The organism is Nonomuraea salmonea, from assembly GCF_042428605.1.
Taxonomy (GTDB): Bacteria; Actinomycetota; Actinomycetes; order Streptosporangiales; family Streptosporangiaceae; genus Nonomuraea; species Nonomuraea salmonea.
The window spans coordinates 622,601-642,351 of the sequence record NZ_JBHMCF010000011.1 but is presented as its reverse complement, the minus strand read 5'-3'; the positions used below and the strand labels follow the sequence as shown (position 1 = coordinate 642,351).

The 19,751-nt window shown below is 72.4% G+C and carries 18 protein-coding genes; 11 read left to right on the top strand and 7 right to left on the bottom strand.

Translation table 11 applies throughout. The features are described from left to right. Window positions 1-34 precede the first annotated feature (34 nt). From ACFFR3_RS13310 to ACFFR3_RS13300, 3 genes are all read left to right on the top strand, one after another. Window positions 35-850, top strand: coding sequence for a hypothetical protein (locus tag ACFFR3_RS13310; protein WP_364366534.1), 816 nt, complete (start codon window positions 35-37; stop codon window positions 848-850). Further along, complete coding sequence (locus ACFFR3_RS13305) at window positions 847-1,428, top strand: HAD family hydrolase (RefSeq protein ID WP_379483201.1); 582 nt, start codon at window positions 847-849, stop codon at window positions 1,426-1,428. Before ACFFR3_RS13310 ends, ACFFR3_RS13305 begins: the two co-directional genes overlap by 4 nt. Window positions 1,429-1,557: 129 nt before the next feature. Further along, window positions 1,558-3,102, top strand: coding sequence for an alkaline phosphatase D family protein (locus ACFFR3_RS13300; protein WP_345401999.1), 1,545 nt, complete (start codon window positions 1,558-1,560; stop codon window positions 3,100-3,102). A gap of 140 nt (window positions 3,103-3,242) precedes the next feature. Here ACFFR3_RS13300 and ACFFR3_RS13295 read toward each other — a convergent pair whose 3' ends face one another. Continuing rightward, entirely contained in the window at window positions 3,243-4,850 is a 1,608-nt protein-coding gene (locus ACFFR3_RS13295) for an efflux RND transporter periplasmic adaptor subunit (protein WP_345402002.1), read from the bottom strand. 146 nt (window positions 4,851-4,996) lie between these two features. Here ACFFR3_RS13295 and ACFFR3_RS13290 point away from each other — a divergent pair, with 146 nt between their 5' ends. From ACFFR3_RS13290 to ACFFR3_RS13265, 6 genes are read left to right on the top strand one after another with little or no spacing between them, the layout of a single operon-like run. Further along, window positions 4,997-6,145 carry an efflux RND transporter periplasmic adaptor subunit gene (locus tag ACFFR3_RS13290; protein ID WP_379483200.1) on the top strand — a complete coding sequence of 383 codons (1,149 nt, stop codon included), beginning with the start codon at window positions 4,997-4,999 and terminating at the stop codon, window positions 6,143-6,145. After that, a complete protein-coding gene (locus ACFFR3_RS13285; RefSeq protein WP_364366546.1) occupies window positions 6,142-6,897 on the top strand; it encodes an ABC transporter ATP-binding protein in 756 nt (251 codons plus the stop codon). The genes ACFFR3_RS13290 and ACFFR3_RS13285 overlap by 4 nt, the downstream gene beginning before the upstream one ends. Then, on the top strand, window positions 6,894-8,144 hold the full coding sequence (locus tag ACFFR3_RS13280; RefSeq protein ID WP_379483199.1) for an ABC transporter permease: 1,251 nt from the start codon (window positions 6,894-6,896) through the stop codon (window positions 8,142-8,144). The genes ACFFR3_RS13285 and ACFFR3_RS13280 overlap by 4 nt, the downstream gene beginning before the upstream one ends. An 11-nt stretch (window positions 8,145-8,155) precedes the next feature. After that, entirely contained in the window at window positions 8,156-8,695 is a 540-nt protein-coding gene (locus ACFFR3_RS13275) for a hypothetical protein (RefSeq protein WP_345402014.1), read from the top strand. Beyond that, a complete protein-coding gene (locus ACFFR3_RS13270; protein WP_345402017.1) occupies window positions 8,692-9,384 on the top strand; it encodes a response regulator transcription factor in 693 nt (230 codons plus the stop codon). Before ACFFR3_RS13275 ends, ACFFR3_RS13270 begins: the two co-directional genes overlap by 4 nt. A gap of 5 nt (window positions 9,385-9,389) precedes the next feature. Further along, window positions 9,390-10,844, top strand: coding sequence for a sensor histidine kinase (locus ACFFR3_RS13265; protein WP_379483198.1), 1,455 nt, complete (start codon window positions 9,390-9,392; stop codon window positions 10,842-10,844). 27 nt (window positions 10,845-10,871) lie between these two features. Here the strand turns inward: ACFFR3_RS13265 and ACFFR3_RS13260 are convergent, their stop codons facing one another. Continuing rightward, entirely contained in the window at window positions 10,872-12,254 is a 1,383-nt protein-coding gene (locus ACFFR3_RS13260; RefSeq protein WP_345402020.1) for an FG-GAP-like repeat-containing protein, read from the bottom strand. Between the two features lie 167 nt (window positions 12,255-12,421). Between ACFFR3_RS13260 and ACFFR3_RS13255 the strand changes: the two genes are divergently transcribed. Then, window positions 12,422-13,651: a cytochrome P450 gene (locus tag ACFFR3_RS13255; protein ID WP_345402023.1), complete on the top strand. Its 1,230-nt coding sequence runs from the start codon at window positions 12,422-12,424 to the stop codon at window positions 13,649-13,651. A gap of 8 nt (window positions 13,652-13,659) precedes the next feature. Here ACFFR3_RS13255 and ACFFR3_RS13250 read toward each other — a convergent pair whose 3' ends face one another. Both ACFFR3_RS13250 and ACFFR3_RS13245 read right to left on the bottom strand, forming a co-directional pair. Then, entirely contained in the window at window positions 13,660-15,063 is a 1,404-nt protein-coding gene (locus ACFFR3_RS13250) for an MFS transporter (RefSeq protein ID WP_345402026.1), read from the bottom strand. Beyond that, a complete protein-coding gene (locus tag ACFFR3_RS13245) occupies window positions 15,056-15,661 on the bottom strand; it encodes a TetR/AcrR family transcriptional regulator (protein WP_345402029.1) in 606 nt (201 codons plus the stop codon). The genes ACFFR3_RS13250 and ACFFR3_RS13245 overlap by 8 nt, the downstream gene beginning before the upstream one ends. A gap of 129 nt (window positions 15,662-15,790) precedes the next feature. Here ACFFR3_RS13245 and ACFFR3_RS13240 point away from each other — a divergent pair, with 129 nt between their 5' ends. Continuing rightward, complete coding sequence (locus ACFFR3_RS13240) at window positions 15,791-16,918, top strand: Fic family protein (RefSeq protein ID WP_379483197.1); 1,128 nt, start codon at window positions 15,791-15,793, stop codon at window positions 16,916-16,918. 5 nt (window positions 16,919-16,923) lie between these two features. Here the strand turns inward: ACFFR3_RS13240 and ACFFR3_RS13235 are convergent, their stop codons facing one another. The 3 genes from ACFFR3_RS13235 to ACFFR3_RS13225 all read right to left on the bottom strand — a co-directional run bounded on the left by ACFFR3_RS13235 (window position 16,924) and on the right by ACFFR3_RS13225 (window position 19,696). Beyond that, on the bottom strand, window positions 16,924-17,604 hold the full coding sequence (locus tag ACFFR3_RS13235; RefSeq protein WP_379483196.1) for a biliverdin-producing heme oxygenase: 681 nt from the start codon (window positions 17,602-17,604) through the stop codon (window positions 16,924-16,926). Between the two features lie 99 nt (window positions 17,605-17,703). After that, window positions 17,704-18,714: an ABC transporter ATP-binding protein gene (locus ACFFR3_RS13230; RefSeq protein ID WP_364366573.1), complete on the bottom strand. Its 1,011-nt coding sequence runs from the start codon at window positions 18,712-18,714 to the stop codon at window positions 17,704-17,706. Beyond that, window positions 18,698-19,696: an ABC transporter ATP-binding protein gene (locus ACFFR3_RS13225; protein WP_364914745.1), complete on the bottom strand. Its 999-nt coding sequence runs from the start codon at window positions 19,694-19,696 to the stop codon at window positions 18,698-18,700. Before ACFFR3_RS13225 ends, ACFFR3_RS13230 begins: the two co-directional genes overlap by 17 nt. Between the last annotated feature and the right edge of the window lie 55 nt (window positions 19,697-19,751).

Genomic DNA, 19,751 nt, shown 5'->3' with positions numbered 1-19,751 from the left:
CGCGCGGAAGAAGCACGGGGTTGGGGAGGGCGCGGTGTCCGGCATCGTCGGCGTGCACGGGATCGGCAAGTACGACTACTACCTCAGAGCCGGACGGTCGGTGCCCGGCGCCGAGACGGCCATGCGCCGCAAGTGGGACCGCTACCTGCACGCGGCGCTCGGCGGCGAGACGCGGCCGTACTTCTCGGAGATCGCCTACTTCTCCCACCTCCTGAACGACGGCGCCGACCTCGGCGAGGCCCCCAAGGCCGCCATGGAGCTCCAGGCGCAGGAGGTCCTCGCCGGCTGGGCCAGGAACCTCGGGCTCGGCGAGCACGTCACGGGCGCGCTCAAGTCGGTCACCGGCTGGCTGCTGGACAGGCTGGACGAGCGGTCGGCGGCGTTCGCCAAGCTGTTCGCGCCCGAGGTGGCCGCCTACCTCACCGACAAGGGCCGCCGCGAGAAGTGCCGGCAGGCCGTGGCCGACGTCATCAGGCGCAACCGCCCCCGGATCGTCATCGCGCACTCGCTGGGCAGCGTGGTGACGTACGAGGCGCTGTGGGCCTGCCCCGACCTCGAGGCGGACCTGCTCGTCACCCTCGGCAGCCCTCTCGGCATGCGCAACGTCGTCTTCGAGCACCTCCTGCCCGCCCCCGTCAACGGGCGCGGCGAGCGCCCGCCCGGCGTGCGGCGCTGGGTGAACATCTCCGACAAGGACGACATCGCCGCCATCCCGCCCGCCCTCGCCGGCTGCTTCACCGGCGTCGACGCGGAAGAACTGGTCAACCTCGACTGGATCGACTTCCACACCGCCGAGAAATACCTGGGCTGCCCGGCGCTCGGCCCGCATCTGCGACCATTCCTCGCATGACATGGATCGTGTTCGACTACGGCGGCGTGCTCTCCCTGCCCCAGTCGGCGGACGACGCCGACGCGATGGCGCGGGCGGTGGGCGCCGAGCCCGGAGCGTTCAGGCGCGGCTACTGGGAGCATCGCCTCGCCTTCGACCGGGCCGACCTGAGCCCGCACGCGTACTGGAGCGCCGTGCTGGGCCGGGCCGCCACGCCCGCCGAGGTCGCGCGGCTGGTCGCCATGGACGTCTCGAGCTGGGCCAACCCCGACAGAGGCACGGTCGCGCTGCTCGGCGAGCTGCTCGACGCCGGCCGTGACGTGGCGCTGCTGTCGAACGCGCCCGTCTGCGTCGGCGACGGCCTCGACCAGCTGCCCTGGATCGCGGCGATCGGCCACCGCTACTACAGCGGGCGGATGGGCCTGGTCAAACCCGACAAGGAGATCTACGACGCGCTGGCGCGCGGGCTCGGCGCCGATCCGTCCGACATCGTCTTCGTCGACGACCGGGAGGAGAACGTCGAGGGCGCCCTGCGGGCCGGGCTGCGCGCGGTGCACTTCACCGACGCCGCCGCCCTGCGCGCGTCCCTGCCCGGCTGAGGTGCGGCGGCCGCCGTTCACGAGGGCTTCACCTCGCGTACGCGGTGGCCGCGTACCGACCGGTGCTGTTCATCCTGGCTTGACTCCGCTGTCACGGCGGAGTCAGACCGGGAGGCGATACCTGGGAGCGTGGACCGCAGAGCCTTCCTGACAGCGGCGACAGCCGGCCTCCTCGTCTCCTCGCCCGCCCTCCCGGCGGCCGCGACCTCCAGAACGCTCAAGACCGACCCCTTCACCCTCGGCGTCGCCTCGGGAGACCCCTCCACCGACGGCTTCGTGCTGTGGACCCGACTGGCCGCCGACCCCCTCGGCGGCGACGGGCGCGGCGGCATGCCGTCCCGCGACGTCGAGGTGGCCTGGCAGGTCGCCGCCGACGAACGGTTCCGCGGGATCGTCAGGTCCGGCACCGCCACCGCCCGCGCCCGCGACGCGCACAGCGTGCACGTCGAGCTGAAGGGGCTGGAGCCGGGGCGCGAATACTTCTACCGCTTCAAGAGCGAGGGCAGGCTGTCGCCGGCCGGGCGCACCCGTACGACGCCGGTGGGGGAGACGCCGCTGCACTTCGCCGTCGCCGCGTGCGCCCACTACGAGCACGGCTTCTACACCGCCTACCGCCGCCTCGCCGAGCAGGAGCCGCAGCTGGTGGTGTTCCTCGGCGACTACATGTACGAGTACGGCCCCAGCGGCTACACCGCCCTCGCCGGCCGCGTCCGCACCCACACGCCCGGCAAGTGCCGCACCCTGGCCGACTACCGGCTGCGTCACGCCCAGTACAAGAGCGACCCCGACCTCCAGGCGGCCCACGCGGTGGCGCCGTGGCTGGTGGCGTTCGACGACCACGAGGTGGAGAACAACTGGGCCGGCCACGTCTCCAGCACCGGCGCGCCCGGCTTCGAGCAGCGGCGGGCGCAGGCGTTCCGCGCGTACTACGAGAACATGCCGCTGCGCCGCGCCAGCCTCCAGGGCGCGGTGCTGCGGGTGAACCGGCGGGTCTCCTGGGGCACGCTGGCCCGCTTCCACCTGCTCGACACCCGGCAGTTCCGCGACGACCAGGCGTGCCTCGACGGCGTGCGGGCCGGGTGCGACGACCGGCTCGACGACCGGCGTACGCTGCTCGGCGCCGGCCAGTGGCGCTGGCTGGAGCGCGGCCTGGACGCCTCCACCGCCCGCTGGAACCTGCTCGGGCAGCAGATCATGGTGGCGCAGCGCGACTTCAGGACCGGGCCGGGGCGCGAGGTCAACCTCGACTCCTGGGACGGCTACGCCGCCGAGCGCACCCGCCTGCTGACCGCCCTGGGCCGCACCGCCAACCCCGTGGTGCTGACCGGCGACGCCCACATGCACCACCTGGCCGAGCTCAAGACCGACTTCGACGACCCCGACTCGCCGGTGGTGGCCAGGGAACTGGTGGCGTCGTCGATCGCCAGCGACGGCGACGGGTACCGCGACCGTACGTGGATCTCCGAGGCGTTGCAGGAGAACCCGCACTTCTCCTACATCGACCAGCGGCGCGGCTACCTGATGGGGCGGCTGACCAGGGACGAGTTGTCGGTGGACTTCCGCACCCTCGACTACATCTCCCGCAGAGGCGCCCCCGCGAAGACCTCCCACCGCCTCACCGTCCCGGCGGCACAGGATCGCTCCGCCGCCGCCCAAGCCGCGCCACCGGCCTGACCTGAAGAGTTGCTGAAGGCCGCCTGCGAGTTCGCTCAATCGGATGGGGGGTCGGCCGGGCCCCGGCGTGGCAGGTTTCGCCGGGGCCCGGCCGGTGACCGGGCCGGGCGCGCGGGTGGCGGGCGCCCGGCCCGGCCGGCTCAAGTGCCGGGCCAGCTCGCGTCGGGGAACTCGCCCGACGTGCCGCCCGGCATGACCACCTGGTCCCGTTCGCTCAGCCCCGAGGTGACCTGCACGTACTGGTCGCCGCGCACCCCCGTGCGGACGACCTTGGCCGAGTCCCTGCCGCCGGCGCGCACGGTGACGACCTGTGTCCCGTCGGAACGGCTGCGCACCGCGGACGCCGGCACGTAAAGGGCGTCCCTGGCCTCGCCCGTGGTGATCGTCACCGACGCGGTCTGCCCGAGCATGAGCCCGGCGGGCGGCTTGTCGAAGGCCAGCGTCACCGCATACCTGACCAGCCGGTCGGACACGGTGGCGGACGGCGCGACGGCCGTGACCGTGCCCGTGTACCGCTCGCCCGCGCGGGTCGCCAGCGTGATCGCGGCGTGCTGGCCGACCGTCAGCCGGTTCACGTCGGACTCGGTGACCATGGCCCGGACCTGCAGCTCGTCCAGGTCGCCCAGCGTGATGAAGGTGCCGGTGCCCGCCTTGTCGCCGCTCGCGCCCGCGACCGACAGCACCGTGCCCGCCACGGGGGCGACGATCCTGGCCGCCCGTACGGCGTCCGCGGCCTGCTCGACGGCGGTCTCGGCGCGGTCCACGTTCACGGCGGCCTGCTCGGCGCTGAGCCCGCCCTTGCCCGTCGAGCCCTTGGTGCCGCCCGTCCTGGCCTGCCGGGTCCCGGTCCTGGCGCACTCACCCGGCCTGGACGTCTTGGGCTGCCTCACTACCGTCGGCCTCGCGCTGGTGGCGGCCTTCCTTGACGGCTTCGGGGACGCGGTCGGCGAAGGCTCCGGGGTGTCGTCCACACCGACCACCCCCGGGGTGCCGTCACCGGGAAGGCCCCGCAGGCCGCCGTCGGACGGGTCAGGCGTGGGCACGGCGGGCGGGGGAGCGGCGGTGGCGGTCGCGGTGACGGGCGCGGTGACGGGCGCGGTGACCGTCGCGGTGACCGTGGCCGTCACCGTCGCGGTGGCCGTCACGGTGGCAGTCACGGTGGCCGACGCGGTGACGGTGACGGTCGGCTGCGGCTCGGGGAGATCGGTCGGCTCAGGGCCGTGCGTGCGGGTCGGATGCGGGCTGAACGGCGCCTCGGGGCCGAGGACGGCACCGGCGGCGGGCACGCAGCCTGTCCCCGCGGTCCCACCGCCGGTGGCTTCAGGGGCGGCCTCGGCGGCCGTGGTGGTTTCCGGGGCGGTGGTGGTTGCCGGGGCGGTGGTGGCTGAGGAGGCTTGGTCCAGGGCCTCTTGGGCGGCGGCCAGGTCGGCCTTGGCCGCCTCGTACGCCTCCCGCGCCGCCCGCCCGTCGATCCTGGCCAGCACCTGGCCCTTGCGCACCTTGACCCCGGCCTCGACGTACACCTTCGTCACCGTCCCGGCCGAGCCGAACGCCAGGTCGCGGCGGGAGCCGTCCACGGTGTTGCCCGCCGCGCTGACCGAGGCCGTGACCTGCCCGCGCTGTGCGGCGGCCAGCCGTACCTGGGCGGCCGGCCGGGGATCGTCGCGCAGCGCCAGCGCCAGCGCGAGGCCGGACCCGGCCACGAGCACGGCGAGGGCGAGCCCGCCCAGCACGAATCTCGGTCTCATGAGGGGACATCCTGGCCGAGCAGGTTGGCGGCAGCCTGCGCGCACCCTCAGAGTTTCCTGGACGCCGGATGGGCGCCGCCGCCGTCCAGCGAACGTTCAGCTTGCTCGCGGCTGCGTCGCAGCCTGGTGTGCGAGGGTCACCGCTCGTGAAGGTGTCGATCAGGCGCAGGGCGCTGTTGACCAACGGGGCGCTGACGGTGCTCTTGCTGGGCGGTGCCGGCCTCGTGTACGCGCAGCTCGGCACGGATCAGGCGGCGGGCGAGACGGCGGTGCGCACGGTGACAGCGGGGCGCGGCTCGGTGACCGCGTCGGTGTCGGCGTCGGGCGCGGTGGAGAGCTCCTTGTCGCGCGCGCTGTCGTTCGGTACGAGCGGCACCGTCGAGAAGATCTACGTCAAGGCAGGGGACAAGGTCGCCAAGGGCGACATCCTGGCCAGGCTGGACGACGCGGCGGCCCAGGAGAGCCTGACAGCGGCGAAGGCCGCGTACGACAGCGCCGTATCCGACGGGACGGGCACGGCGCAGCTCTACGCCGCCTTCATCAAGGCCCGCAACGCCTATCGCGAGGCCCGGCGCACGGTGGCGGCCACGGTCCTCAAGGCCCCGTTCAAGGGCACGATCACGGCGGTGAACGGCTCGGTGGGCGGAACCAGTGCCGGCACTGGCACCGGCACTGGCACCGGCACTGGCACCGGCACTGGCACCGGCACTGGCACCGGCATCGGCAACCCGCAAGGCGGGCAGGGGACGGGCGCGAGCACCGGCTTCATCGAGCTGGCCGACACCACGAAGCTCCAGCTCGTCGGCACCTTCACCGAGTCGGACGCGGGCCGGCTGAAGAAGGGCCGGCAAGCGACGATCACGTTCGACGCGCTGCCCGGCGTGACCGCGACCGGCAGGGTGACGCAGATCGAGCCGGTCGCCGCCACCAGCGAGAACGTCGTGCGCTACCCGGTGACGATCACGTTCACAAAAGTGCCGGACCAGATCAGGCTGGGACAGACCGCCACGGTCGAGGTCATCACCGGCCGGGCGGAGAACGTGGTCACCGTCCCCTCCACGGCGATCTCCACGAGCGGCGGCCGGGCCACGGTCACCGTGCTGCGGGACGGGCGCCAGGTCAGGACCCCGGTCGAGGTCGGCGTCCAGGGCGCCACGCTCACCGAGATCACGTCCGGCGTGTCCGAGGGCGACGAGATCGTGCCGCCGTCCACCCCGTCCACCCCGTCCACCGGCCAGCGGACCGGCGGCGGGCAGCGCTTCGGCGGCGGCTTCCCGGGCGGGGGCCGGCGGTGACGGCGGAGGGAAGGACCGCGGGGACGGTCCCGGTCCTGCGGGTGCGGAACCTGGTCAAGGAGTACGGCGCCGGCGAGGCGAGGGTGCGCGCGCTGCGCGGCGTCAGCCTGGACGTCGAGCGCGGCGACTACGTGGCCATCATGGGCGCGTCGGGCTCCGGCAAGTCCACGCTGATGAACATCCTCGGCTGCCTCGACGTCCCCACCTCGGGCACGTACCTGATCGACGGCGCCGACGCCGGCCGCCTCGACGAGCACCGGCTCGCGCTGCTGCGCAACCGCCGCGTCGGCTTCGTCTTCCAGTCGTTCAACCTGATCCCGCGCATGAGCGCCCTCGCCAACGTCGAGCTGCCCCTCGTCTACGGCGGCGTGCGCCCGGCCGAGCGGCGCGCCCGCGCGCTGGCCGCGCTGGAGCAGGTCGGCCTGACCGACCGGGTGCACCACCAGCCGAACCAGCTCTCCGGTGGCCAGCAGCAGCGGGTCGCCGTGGCCAGAGCCCTGGTGACCGCGCCCGCGCTGCTGCTGGCGGACGAGCCGACCGGCAACCTCGACACCGCCTCGACCCGCGACGTCCTGGAGATCCTCGACCGGCTCAGCGCGTCGGGCCGCACGATCGTGCTCATCACCCACGAGGACGACGTGGCCGGGCACGCCAAGCGGGTGATCCGGCTGGTGGACGGCGAGATCGTGGACGACCGCCGTCAGGCTCCGGTGGACGGCCCGCCGCCCCGCCTGCCGGAGGCCGCCCCGTGAACCAGGTCGAGATCCTCCGCTTCGCCCTGCGCGGCCTGCTGGCCAACAAGATGCGCAGCGCGCTCACCACGCTCGGCATCCTCATCGGGGTGGCCGCCGTGATCATGCTGGTGGCCGTCGCCGAGGGCTCGTCACGCAGCATCCAGCAGAACATCCAGCGGCTCGGCGCGAACACGCTGACCATCTCGCCCTCCTTCTCAGGGGGCGGCGGTGGCGGCCAGCGGGGTCCCGGCAGGGGCGGCAACACCGGGCCGCGTACGCAGGCCAGGCAGCTCAGCCTGGCCGACGCCAAGGCGCTGACGGACGCGACGCTTGCCCCGTCCGTCCGCAGCGTCTCGCCGGTGGTGACGGTCTCGGCGGCCCCTGCCTCGTACGGCGCCGCCGCCCACCCGATCGCCCAGCTCGTCGGCACCTACCCGAGCTACTTCGAGGCCGTCAACAAGCCGGTCGCGAAGGGCGCCTACTTCTACAACGACGACGTGACGGCCGCCAGGAAGGTCATGGTGATCGGCCAGACCGTGGCGGACGAGCTGTTCGGCTCCGCCGACCCGATCGGCGAACAGGTGAGCGTGTCGGGGGTGCCGTTCACGGTGGTCGGGGTGCTCAAGGAGGCCGGGTCGAGCGGCGCGCAGGACGCCGACGACGTGGCCGTGGCGCCGCTGCCCGCCGTGCAGCAGAGCCTGAGCGGGTTCGGCTCGCTGGACCAGATCGTCGTGCAGGCGACGGGAGCGGGCACCACCTCGGCGGCGCAGGCCGAGGTCACCGCTATCCTCAACCAACGACACGGCATCACGAACACCACCAATCCCGACTACCGCATCCTGAACCAGGCGACGTTGCAGGAGACCGTCAGCGAGGCCACCGGCACCTTCACCGTGCTGCTCGCCGCGGTCGCCGCGATCTCGCTGCTCGTGGGCGGCATCGGCATCACCAACATCATGCTGGTGACGGTCACCGAGCGCACCCGCGAGATCGGCGTCCGCAAGGCGCTGGGCGCGCCCAGGAGCGCCATCCTGGGCCAGTTCCTGATGGAGGCCACGCTGCTGAGCCTGGTCGGCGGCCTGTCGGGGGTGCTGGTGGCGTTCGCGGGGACCAGGTTCAGCATCGCCGGCATCGAGCCGGTCCTCGTGCCGTCGTCGGTCGCGCTGGCGCTGGGCGTCTCGGTGGGGATCGGGCTGTTCTTCGGCGGCTACCCGGCCAACCGGGCGGCCAAGCTCAGGCCGATCGAGGCCCTGCGCCACGAGTAAGGAGAGGGACATTGGACAAGCTGGACTCCTCGCCGTTCCCCGGCGACCTGCGGGAGGAGCTCGCCGTCCGGCCGGCGAGGGGCCTGTCGAAGGTCACGCTCGCGCTGGGCGCCGGGGTCGTGCTGGTGGCCGGGATCCTCATCGGCATCCAGGCGCACAGCGCGTTCGGCTCGTCGGGCGGCTCGGGCGGCTCGCCGGGCCGGTCGCTGGGCACGCCGCAGGCGGGCCCGTCACGGCAGGCCGCGTCCGGCGAGCGGCCGGGCGGCGTGGGCAGGGAGGGCCGCCGGCCGGGCGGCTTCGGCGGCGGCACGACCGGCACGGTCGAGAAGGTCGAGGACGGCACCGTCCACCTGAAGACCGTGACCGGCGAGAGCGTCACCGTCGCCACCACCGGCGAGACCACCGTGCAGATCTCCAGGCCGGGCAAGGTCGCCGACCTGAAGCCGGGCGCCACGATCGTGGTGCGCGGCACGCCGGACGCGGACGGCACGGTGACCGCCGCCTCCATCACGCAGGGCGGCCCCGCCGCCCGGGGAGGCGGCCCGCGATGAGCGAGCCCGAGGCCAGGCTGCTGGTGGTCGACGACGAGCCCAACATCAGGGAGTTGTTCTCGGCCAGCCTGCGCATGGCCGGGTTCGAGGTGCTGACGGCGGCCGACGGCAAGGAGGCGCTGCGGGTGGCCGAGGAGAGCACGCCGGACCTGGTGATGCTCGACGTGATGCTGCCCGATCTGGACGGCCTGGCGGTCGCGGGAAGGCTGCGGTCCCGCGGCCGCCGGGTTCCGGTGCTGTTCGTGACCGCCAAGGACACGCCCGAGGACCGCCTGGCCGGGCTGGGGCTCGGCGAGGACTACGTGACCAAGCCGTTCAGCCTGGAGGAGGTCATCGCGCGCATCAGGGCCGTGCTGCGCAGGACCCGCCGCGGCGCCCCGCCGCCGAACCGGCTCAGGGTCGCCGACGTGGAGCTGGACGACGAGACGCACGAGGTCTGGCGCGACGGCGTCCTCGTCCGGCTCTCGCCGACCGAGTTCCGCCTGCTGCGCTACTTCATGCTCAACGTGGGACGGGTGCTGTCGAAGAAGCAGATCCTCGACCACGTCTGGAACGGCGACTGGCGCACCGACGTCGGGCTCGTCGAGTCGTACGTCTCCTACCTCCGCCGCAAGATCGACACCGGCGAGCAGAAATACCTGCACACCCTGCGCGGCGTCGGCTACATCCTGCGCCCGCCCCGCATATGAGGAAGATGCGCAGACAGCTGTCCAGGGCGCCGCTCTGGCTGCGGCTCGTCTCGGCCACCCTGCTGCTGGTCACCCTCGCGATCACGCTGACCGGCCTGTTCGCCGTGCGGCTGCTGCGCAACTACCTGGTCGAACGCGTCGATCGCCAGCTCCACGTGGCCGCCGTGCCGCGCGAGACGCTGCCGCCGGTCGACCCGCGCCCCGACGGGCGGCCGCAGCGCTTCTTCGGCCTGTTCCACGGCGTCGTCCTCGACCCGAGCGGCGAGCTGGTGCGCACCTTCAGCGAGTCCACCGAGGAGCACACGCCCGCTTTGCCCCGGCTGACCGGCCCCGAGGTGCGGGTTCGCGACGGGCGCCCCTTCACCGTCGAGTCGACCGTCGCCGGCGGTCCGAACTGGCGGGTCATCGCCGTGCCCACCCGCGCGGGCCAGACCAGGATGATGGCCATCAGCCTCGGCGAGGTGGACGCCACCGTCTCCCAGCTCGCCCTCATCGTGGCGGTGGGCGGCGGCGGCACGCTGGCCGTGCTCGGGCTCCTCTGCTATTGGCTGGTACGCAGGAGCCTGCGCCCGCTGGGCGAGATCGCGCGTACCGCGAACGACATCGCCGGCGGCGACCTGTCGCGCCGCGTGCCGCTCTGGGCCGGCACCACCGAGGTCGGCAAGCTCGGCCGCTCGCTCAACACCATGCTCGCCCGCATCGAGAGCGCGGTGCGCGAGCGCGAGGAGGCCGCCGAGTCGGCCCGCGCGTCCGCGACCGCCGCCCGCCGCTCGGAGGAGCTGATGCGCCGGTTCATGGCCGACGCCTCCCACGAGCTGCGCACGCCGCTCACCTCGATCAGGGGGTTCGCCGAGCTGTACCGGCTGGGGGAGACCAAGGACCTGGACGAGGCCGTACGGCTGCTCGGCCGCATCGAGGGCCAGGCCGCCAGGATGGGGCTGCTGGTGGAGGACATGCTGCTGCTGGCCAGGCTCGACCAGCGGCGCGAGCTGGCGATGCGGCCCGTGGACCTGCTGAGCCTGTGCGCCACCGCCGTCATCGACGCCCAGACGCTCGCGCCCGACCGGCGGATCGAGCTGGTACGCCTGTTCGGCGGCGACGGCGAGGTCGTCGTCACCGGCGACGAGACCCGGCTCGGGCAGGTGCTCAACAACCTCGTCACCAACGCGCTCACCCACACCCCGCCGGGCACCCCGTTCCAGGTGCGGGTGGGGGCCGACGGCGACCACGCCGTGGTGGAGGTGGCCGACGAGGGGCCGGGGTTCGCGCCCGAGGTGGCGGAGCGCGTGTTCGAACGCTTCTACCGGGCCGATCCGGCACGCAGCGCGGGCGGGTCGGGGCTGGGGCTGTCGATCGCGGCGACGCTGGTGGAGGCGCACGGCGGGATCGTCATGGCCGAAGCGGAGCCGGGCAAGGGCGCGTTGTTCCGCGTTCTCCTGCCCCTCGACGCCCGCCCCTGACCCCCTCCGGCTCTCGCCTGCCCCAGGTCAGCCGAAGGCGTAGCCGTACAGGCCGGTGCCCTCGGCGAGGCGGCGGAGCTTGCCGAGCCTGACCCGGTCCGAGCCGCGCCGGCCCGGCGCGTACATGACGAGGCCCTGGTCGGGGGAGGCGATCACGAGCCCGTACACGGGACGGCGCTGCGCCGACAGCGACCGGTACCGCTCCCATCCCGGCAGCGCCGACACCGACGCGCCGAAGTCCTGCCCCTTGCCCTTGACCAGCAGGTTCCCTTCGCGCGTCAGCCCGCCCGACCGGCGTCCTGCCAGCACCTGCACGGCCTTCTCGCCCGGCACGCCGACGGCCAGTTCGTCCACGCCGTCGCCGTTGAGGTCGGCGGCGGCGAGCGCCGTCCCGAACCGGTCGTAGTAGCGGGGGCGGCCGTCCAGGCTGTTCTGCGACCACGCCTCGGTCCTGTCCGTACGCAGCCCGCCGCCCGACCCGTAGAGCACGTCCACGGCGCCGTCCCCGTAGTCCATGGCCCGCTGGTTCTCGGTGATGCCCTCACCGGGCACGCCGATGGCGAGGTCGGCCCTGCCGTCGCCGTTGAAGTCCCCGGTGGCCAGGGCGGCGCCGAACGCGTCCCACTTCTCCGCGGCCCCGTGGATGCCGGGCGTGGCCTGGGTGAGCAGGCGCGCCCGCCGCGCCCGTACGTCGACGACGGTGACCGAGCCCTGCCCGTCCTGCCGCACGCTGTCGGCGGGCGCCCCCACGACCAGCTCGTCCTTGCCGTCGCCGTCGAAGTCGCCGGTGGCCAGGGCGGCGCCCCACTGGTCGGTGACGGCGGCGCGCTGCCGTACCCAGGAGGTCTTCTGGCTGACCGCGACCGGCTTGCGGCCCTTGAGCCCGTACACCGTGACCTGGCCGCCCGAGCGGTGGCTCGGCGCGCCCACGATCAGCTCGTCCCTGCCGTCGCCGTCGAGGTCGCCGGCCGCCAGCGCCGCGCCGAACCGGTCGCTGGACGGCCTGGCCAGTGCCAGCTCCCTTCCTGGTACGAGCCCCCGAGGCGAGCCGTCGTACACCTGGACCACCCCGTTGCCGTCGCCGCCCGGCACCCGCTCGCCGGTGAACTCCTCCGACACTCCCACCGCGAGGTCGGCGCAGCGGTCCCCGTTGAAGTCGCCCACGGCCAGCGCCGACCCGAACGCGTCGCCCGGTTCCGCGCCGTCCTGGGTCAGCTCGACGCGCTCACCCGACCCGTACATGACGGTCACCGAACCGGCCCTGTCGTGGGCGTACGGGGCGGCCACGGCGAGGTCGGGGCGGCCGTCGGCGTCGAAGTCCAGCGGGTGCCCGCCGCACGCGCGGGCGGCGGCGGGAGCCGTACCTGAGGCGAGGGGGAGGACCAGGAGAGCGGCGAGCAGCGCGTTCATACCGCCAGTAAGACCAGACGGCGCGAATTGGGGCTTAACGCCGCGAGAACGCGCCAGAAGGGCAGGATGCACATCCGTGTCCGGGTCGCGCGGGCCCCGTGGCGGCAGGGGTTTCCGGTACGGCCGTCGATGGCCGGAGCGGCGTGGGACCGTGCCAGGATAGGACGGTGGACATCGACCTCGCCGATCTGGATTTCTGGGGCAAGCCGCTGAAAGAGCGGAATGAGGCTTTCGCCCGGCTCCGGCAACTGGAGCACCCGGTGTTCTTCCCCGAGAAGAAGGTGCCGTTCCTGCGCTCCGGCAAGGGCTTCTACGCCCTCGTCCGCCACGCCGACGTCGTCGAGGCCAGCCGCAACGCGAAGGTCTTCTCCAGCGAGCCGGCCGTCACCAACCCCGAGCCGCCCGGCTGGGTCAAGCAGGTGTTCGGCGAGTCGATGGTCAACATGGACGACCCGCGCCACGCCCGCCTGCGCCGCATCGTGACCCGCTCGTTCAGCCCGAAGATGCTGGCCGGCCTGCAGAGCGACATCGAGGCCGCGTGCGCCCGCATCGTCGACGACGTCGTGAAGGACGGCCCGCGCGACTTCGTCTCCCAGGTGGCCGCCCGGCTGCCCATCCACGTCATCTGCGACATGCTCGACATCCCGCAGGAGCTGCGCGAGCAGGTGCACCGCCACGTCGACATCTCCACCGCCTACACCGGCGTGCGCCCCAGCCTGGCCCGCACCGTCCAGATGGCCGGCCAGAACATGATGGCGCTGTTCGCGCTCCAGCGCATGGTCATCAAGCTCGGCCACGAGCGCGCCGCCGACCCCAAGGGCGACCTGGTGTCCCTGCTGGTCAACGCCAACCCCGACGGGGAGAAGCTGACCGACAAGGAGCTCGGCTCGTTCTTCTCGCTGCTGCTGGTGGCCGGCAACGAGACCGCACGCAACACGATGGCCCACGGCATCAGGCTGCTCACCGAGAACCCCGCGCAGCGCGAGCTGCTCATGAGCGACTTCGACAGCCACGTCAACGGCGCCATCGAGGAGATGGTCCGCTACGTCTCGCCCATCATGCAGTTCCGCCGCACGGTCACCCAGGACTACTCGCTGCGCGGCCTGGAGCTGAAGAAGGGCGACAAGGTCGTGCTCTTCTACGGCTCCGCCAACCGCGACGAGACGGTCTTCCCCGAGCCCGACGCGTTCGACATCACCCGCGACACCAAGCCCCACGTCGGCTTCGGCGGCCCAGGCCCGCACTTCTGCCTGGGCGCCAACCTCGCGCGGCAGGAGATGCGGACGATGTTCCGCGAGCTGCTCACCCGGCTGCCCGAGATCCGCACGGTGGGCGAGCCCGAGCTGCTGCTGTCGAACTTCGACAACAGCGTCCGCAGCCAGCGCTTCACCTTCTAGCGCTCCGGTCAGTCGGCGGCCAGCACGTTCGACCTGATCGTCACCCACGTGAGCACCGCCGCGACGACCATCATCGCCCCCGAGATCAGCATCGCCGTCCTGAACCCCGCGTCGAACACCGGCGGGTTCTGGAAGGCGTCGCCCACCAGCCCCACCAGCGGCGGCACCGCGGCCACCGCCAGCAGCCCGCCGGTCCGCGCGACCGCGTTGTTGACGCCGCTGGCCATGCCCGCGTGCCGCTCGTCGGCCGAGGCCAGCACGGTCGCGGTCAGCGGCGCGACCGTCGCCGACAGCCCCAGCCCGAACAGGGTGACCGCGGGCAGCACCTGGAAGGCGTAGGAGGCGCCGAACCCGATCGTGCTCATCGCCAGGAAGCCGCCGCCCGCCGCGAGCAGCCCGATCGTCATGGGGCGGCGCGGGCCGTACCGTTTGGCGAGCTCGCCGGCCCTGGCCGACAGCAGCATCATCAGGATCGTCGCCGGCAGCATCGCCATCCCGGCCGCGATGGGCGAGAACCCGGAGACCACCTGGAGCTGCACCACCAGCAGGAAGAACACCACGCCCATGGCGGCGTACATGACGAGCGTCACGACGTTCACCGCCGTGAACACCCGGTCGCGGAAGATGCCCACCGGCACCAGCGCGTCCGGCGACCTGCGCACCTCGACGACCACGAACGCCGCCGCCAGGACCAGCCCTGCGATCAGCGGCACCGCCGCGCCCTGCTGGATCAGCCCGTACGTGATGCCGGCCAGCGCCAGCGCCGCCAGCACGGATCCGAGCACGTCGAACCGCCCCGCGGCCTCCTCGTCCCGGCTCTCCGGCACGTGCCGCAGCGTGACGATCACGATGAGCACCGCGAACGGCAGGTTGATGAGGAACGCCCACCGCCAGCCGGCCGTCTGCACCACCCAGCCGCCCAGCAGCGGCCCGACCGCGCTCGCCACGCCGCCCAGCCCGGACCACACGCCCACCGCGCGCGGCCGGTCGTGGCGCACGAAACTGGCCTGGATGATCGCCAGCGACCCCGGCGTCAGCAGTGCCCCGCCAACACCTTGCAGGGCGCGTGCCGCGATGAGGACCTCGATGTTCGGCGACAGGCCGCACAGCGCCGAGGCGATCGCGAACCAGACGACGCCGACCAGGAAGATCCGCCGCCGGCCGTACCGATCACCGAGCGACCCGCCCAGGAGGATGAGCCCGGCGAGCGTCAGCGTGTACGCGTTGACCGTCCACTGCAGCCCGTCCATCTGCGCGTCGAGCTCGCGGCCGAGGAACGGCAGCGCCACGTTCACCACAGTGCCGTCGAGCAGCGCCAGCCCCGACCCGAGCACCGTGGCCCCGAGAATCCACCGCCCCCGAGCCGACTTGACGGCGACGTGCCCGTTGACCCGCCCGGCCGGATCACTCATGCGACCGAGGGGCCAAGGCCCTCAAGACGAACTCGGAGACCAGCTCCCCGGCCGCCTCCACCGTCACCTCACCACTGATCAGCGGCACCCGCTCAGCCCCGATGACCGCGAGCACCATCCGGGCGGTGGCCGCGACGTCGAGCACCCGGAACTCACCGGCCTCGACCCCGCTCTCCAGGATGTCCACCAGCACCCGCTGCATGGGCGCGACATGCTCGGCCAGCCGCTGATAGGCATCAGGCCCCAGAGCCGCACTGAGATCAGCGGCCCCGGGATGCGGATGAGCAACGAGCCCGGCCAACTGCAGCCGCACGAACCCTCGCAGCCGCTCGGACGGGGACGCCCCGACCGGCAGCTCCCGCTCGTAACTCTCGATGAAGTAGTGCGTCACCCGCTCGGTGAACGCCAGCAGCAGAGCCGCCTTGTCGGGAAAATAGTTGTACAGAACAGTTCGGGTGATCCCGGCCTCATGGGCGACGTCCGTCATGGAGATCGCATCGATGCCCTGCACCCGCGACAACCGCGACACGGCCTGCAGAATGCGGTCGCGCGTCTGAGCACGATGCTCACCGATGGTGGCGGCCTTGATCCGGGGCATACCCCCATCGTAGGCCGCCCCAAGCCCCGGCTCCCGCCCAACGCGGCCACCCATGACACGGGGAAACGACATAATGGATGAATCATTCATTCCTTTGGCCGAATGATTCGTTCATGCTTTCATGGCGGCATGCTCTACGGGACTCCTGCGCTTGAGGCGGCGGACAAGGTCGTGCTGGCCGAGATCGAGGACATGCGACAGGACCTTGAATACCGGTTGGCCGAGACCCACCGGTGGGATGGTCAGTTGCGCAGGCAGTTGCAGGCGCGTGCGATCCAGGGTTCCAACGCGATCGAGGGTTACCGCGCCAGCGTGGAGGACGTCCAATCCATCATGGCGGGGGAGGAGCCCCTGGACGCGTCGAATGCGGTGACCAAGGAGATCGCCGGGTACCAGCAGGCGCTGACGTACATCAGGTCGCTGTCCCGCGCCCCGGCGTTCCGCTACGACGCCGGCCTGCTGAACGCACTCAACTTCATGATGATCGGCCATCACGGCCCCCAGTCTCCGGGCGTCATCCGTTCCGGCGCCATCTACGTGCGCGACTTCTCATCCGGCCGGGTCGTCTACGAGGGCCCGGACGCCGTGCTCGTCCCCGCGCTCCTGGACGAGCTGGTCGCCTGGCTCAACGAGGGCGACCTGGAGGCGCCGAGCTACGTGCGGGCTGCGATGGCGCACCTAAACCTGGTCAACATCCACCCGTGGCGCGACGGGAACGGCCGCATGTCGCGAGCCCTCCAGACCCTGGTCCTGGGCCGTGACCAGATCATGACCCCGGAGTTCTGCTCGATCGAGGAGTGGCTCGGGCAGCAGCGCACGACCATCGAGTACTACGACGTGCTGGGCGCGGTCGGCCGGCGCCGCTGGAGCCCGCACGGCGACACGCTCGCCTGGGTGCGGTTCTGTCTCAGGGCGCACCACATGCAGGCGCAGCGGGTGGCGGCCAGGCTGGCCGAGGCGGGCGAGATCTGGACGTACCTGGAGGAGCAGGTGGACGCCGACGGGCTGAACGATCGGTGCGTGTCGGCGCTCTACGAGGCGTTCGTGAACCGGCGGCTGCGGCGCAGCCGTTACCAGGCCGACCAGGACCTCAGCCAGGGCCAGGCCGCCCGCGACCTGCGCGAGCTCGCCGCCAGGAAGTGGCTCCAGCCGTACGGGGAGACCAAGGGACGCTACTACCAGGCGGGCCCGCGCCTGAGGCGGCTGCGCGAGGAGTTCGCCGAGCGGGCCGTGCCGCTGCGGGATCCGTGCGCCTGACCGGGTCAGGCGGCGGTTTTGACGAGGTGGCGGAGGTCGCTCAGGACTTCGGTGTTGAGCTGGTAGGCCAGGCGGACCTCGGCGATCATGCGCTGTTGCTCGCGGTCGTCCAGATCCTGGCCGAGGGCGTCGAGGCGGGAGCGGTACTCCGTCTTGAAGCGGGGGAGGCTGCCCAGGTCGTCGAAGATGTAGAAGTCGACGCCTCCGCCCTTGGCGTAGCCGTAGATCTTCTGCAGTTCCATGCGGATGAACTGGCCGCCGGACAGGTCGCCGAGGTAGCGGGTGTAGTGGTGGGCGACGTAGCCGCCCGGCCAGTCGGCGACCTGGTGGATGCGGGCCACGAGGGTGCGGGTGGCCTTCGACGGGGTGATGCGCTCGCGCCAGCCGGGGCCGTAGATGGTGGCGAGGTCGCGTTCGAGCGCCTGCTCGCGGTACAGCTCGGGGAAGACGAAGCGGCCCGCCACCGGGTGGCCGGCCAGCTCGCGGGAGACGCCGTCGAGCGCGGTGTACGCGAAGTAGTGCTGGGCCACCATCTCGCCGTAGTCGTGCTCGGTCAGGCGGCCGGCCATCAGCGCGGAGAGGTAGCCGTCGGACTCGGCGGACTCGTGGTCGGCCCACGTGGCGTTCCGCAGGGTTTCTGAGAAGGACGAGGTCACGGCCCACCTCTGCTCGTGCTGACGTTTCATGACGAAGTGTCACAAACGGCGGCGGGCGGCGTCAAGCCGATGGCGACAGTGTGTCAGCAAAGCTTGCTCTCCCTCTCAGGTACCCCGGGAAAGGCCACGTCAAGACGGGCGTTCCGGGTAATGGCAGGCCGCGTAGTGCCCGGAAACGTCCTCCAGCACCGGCTCCACCTCCGCGCACCGGTCGGTGGCCTTCCAGCAGCGGGTGTGGAAGCGGCAGCCCGGGGGCGGCGCCACCGGGCTCGGCGGGTCGCCGGCCAGCATGATGCGGGAGCGGCCGCGCAGCGCCGGCTTCGGCACGGGCGCCGCCGACAGCAGCGCCATCGTGTACGGATGCGCCGGCGCCGAGTAGACGTCGGCCGCCGCGCCCAGCTCCGCCACCCGGCCCAGATACATCACGCCCACCCGGTGCGAGACGTGCCGGACCACGGCCAGGTCGTGCGCGATGAACACCAGGGCCACCCCGAGTGTCCGCTGCAGCTCGGCGAAGAGGTTGACCACCTGAGCCTGCACCGACATGTCGAGCGCCGACACCGGCTCGTCGCACACGATCACGTCGGGCTCGGTGGCCAGGGCGCGGGCGATGCCGATGCGCTGCCGCTGGCCGCCGGAGAACTCGTAAGGGAAGCGGCTCATCCGGTCGGGTGACAGGCCGACCAGGGTGAGCAGTTCGGCGACGCGGTCGCGCATGGCGCGGGAGTTCGGCGCGAGGCGGTGCACCCGCAGCGGCTCGGCCACGATGTCGTGCACGGTCATGCGCGGGTTGAGCGAGGTCAGCGGGTCCTGGAAGACCATCTGGACGCGGCGCCTGATGTCGCGCGGCACGCCGCCCCTGGTGAAGAACGGCCGGCCGCGGAAGGTGACCTCGCCCTGGTCGGGGCGTTCGAGGCCGACGAGCATGCGGGCCAGGGTGGACTTGCCGCAGCCGGACTCGCCGACGATGCCCAGCGTCTCGCCGGGGTGGAGGTCGAGGTCCACGCCGGCCACCGCGCGTACGGCGCCGCCCCTGGACAGCAGGCCGCCGCGGTACGTCTTGTGCAGGTTCGTGGCCCGCAGCACCGGCTCGCCCCGCTGTTCGAGGGGCTTGGGGGCGGCGTCAGGTGAGAGCGCCATCGAGCATCTCCTCCGCGTGGTGGCAGGCGACGGAACGGTCAGAGCCGGGTAGGACGGTCAGCGGCGGCCGGGTCGTGCCGCACACCTCGCTCGCCCGCGCGCACCGCGGCGCGAACGAGCAGCCGGGCGGCACCTCGGCGGGGCTGGGCGGCGCGCCGGGGATGGCGCGCAGCTCCGAGGCGGGGCTGTCCAGGTCGGGGATGGCGGCGAGCAGCGCCTCCGTGTACGGGTGCGCGGGCCGGTCGTACAGCTCGCCGACCTCGCCGCGCTCCACGATGCGCCCGGCGTACATGACCGCGATCCGGTCGCTGACCTCGGCCGCGACGCCGAGATCGTGCGTGATGAGCAGGACAGCGGTGCCGAGCTCGCGCCGCAGCCGGTCGATGAGCTCCAGGATCTGCGCCTGGACGGTCACGTCGAGCGCGGTCGTCGGCTCGTCGGCGATGATCAGGTCGGGTTCGAGCGCCACCGCCATGGCGACGAGGATGCGCTGCCGCATGCCGCCGGAGAACTGGTGGGGGTAGTCGTCGATGCGCTTGGCGGCGGCGGGGATGCCGACCAGGTCGAGCATCTCGATCGAGCGGGCCCGTGCCTCCTTGCGTGACAGGCCGCGGTGCACGCGGTACAGCTCGCCGATCTGGTCGCCGATGCTGAGCACGGGGTTGAGCGCGGACAGCGCGTCCTGGAAGACGAGCGTCATCTCGCTGCCGCGCAGCGCTCTGAGCTGCTCGGCGTTCATGGTGAGCAGGTCGCGCCCGCCGAGCCTGGCCGTCTCGAACCGTACGTGGGCGTTCGGCTGGTCGAGTAGCCCCATGACGGCTTTGGCGGTGACGGATTTGCCCGAGCCCGACTCGCCGAGCAGCGCGAGCGTCTGGCCGCGCTCGATGGTCAGGTCCACCCCGCGGACCGCCGGGATCTCGCGTCCCTGGGCGGTGAAGGTGACGTGGAGGCCGCGGATCTCCAGGGCCGGTGGTTCGCTCACCGCACCCCCTTCTGGATTGTGACGAATGCTGGCGCTGACTGGACGTCTGTTGCCG

Coding starts and splice junctions, on each gene's coding strand:
- ACFFR3_RS13260 (WP_345402020.1), bottom strand. CDS start 12,254: ATGAACGCGCTGCTCGCCGCTCTCCTGGTCCTCCCCCTCGCCTCAGGT.
- ACFFR3_RS13245 (WP_345402029.1), bottom strand. CDS start 15,661: ATGCCCCGGATCAAGGCCGCCACCATCGGTGAGCATCGTGCTCAGACG.
- ACFFR3_RS13295 (WP_345402002.1), bottom strand. CDS start 4,850: ATGAGACCGAGATTCGTGCTGGGCGGGCTCGCCCTCGCCGTGCTCGTG.
- ACFFR3_RS13265 (WP_379483198.1), top strand. CDS start 9,390: ATGCGCAGACAGCTGTCCAGGGCGCCGCTCTGGCTGCGGCTCGTCTCG.
- ACFFR3_RS13235 (WP_379483196.1), bottom strand. CDS start 17,604: ATGAAACGTCAGCACGAGCAGAGGTGGGCCGTGACCTCGTCCTTCTCA.
- ACFFR3_RS13305 (WP_379483201.1), top strand. CDS start 847: ATGACATGGATCGTGTTCGACTACGGCGGCGTGCTCTCCCTGCCCCAG.
- ACFFR3_RS13240 (WP_379483197.1), top strand. CDS start 15,791: ATGCTCTACGGGACTCCTGCGCTTGAGGCGGCGGACAAGGTCGTGCTG.
- ACFFR3_RS13250 (WP_345402026.1), bottom strand. CDS start 15,063: ATGAGTGATCCGGCCGGGCGGGTCAACGGGCACGTCGCCGTCAAGTCG.
- ACFFR3_RS13270 (WP_345402017.1), top strand. CDS start 8,692: ATGAGCGAGCCCGAGGCCAGGCTGCTGGTGGTCGACGACGAGCCCAAC.
- ACFFR3_RS13230 (WP_364366573.1), bottom strand. CDS start 18,714: ATGGCGCTCTCACCTGACGCCGCCCCCAAGCCCCTCGAACAGCGGGGC.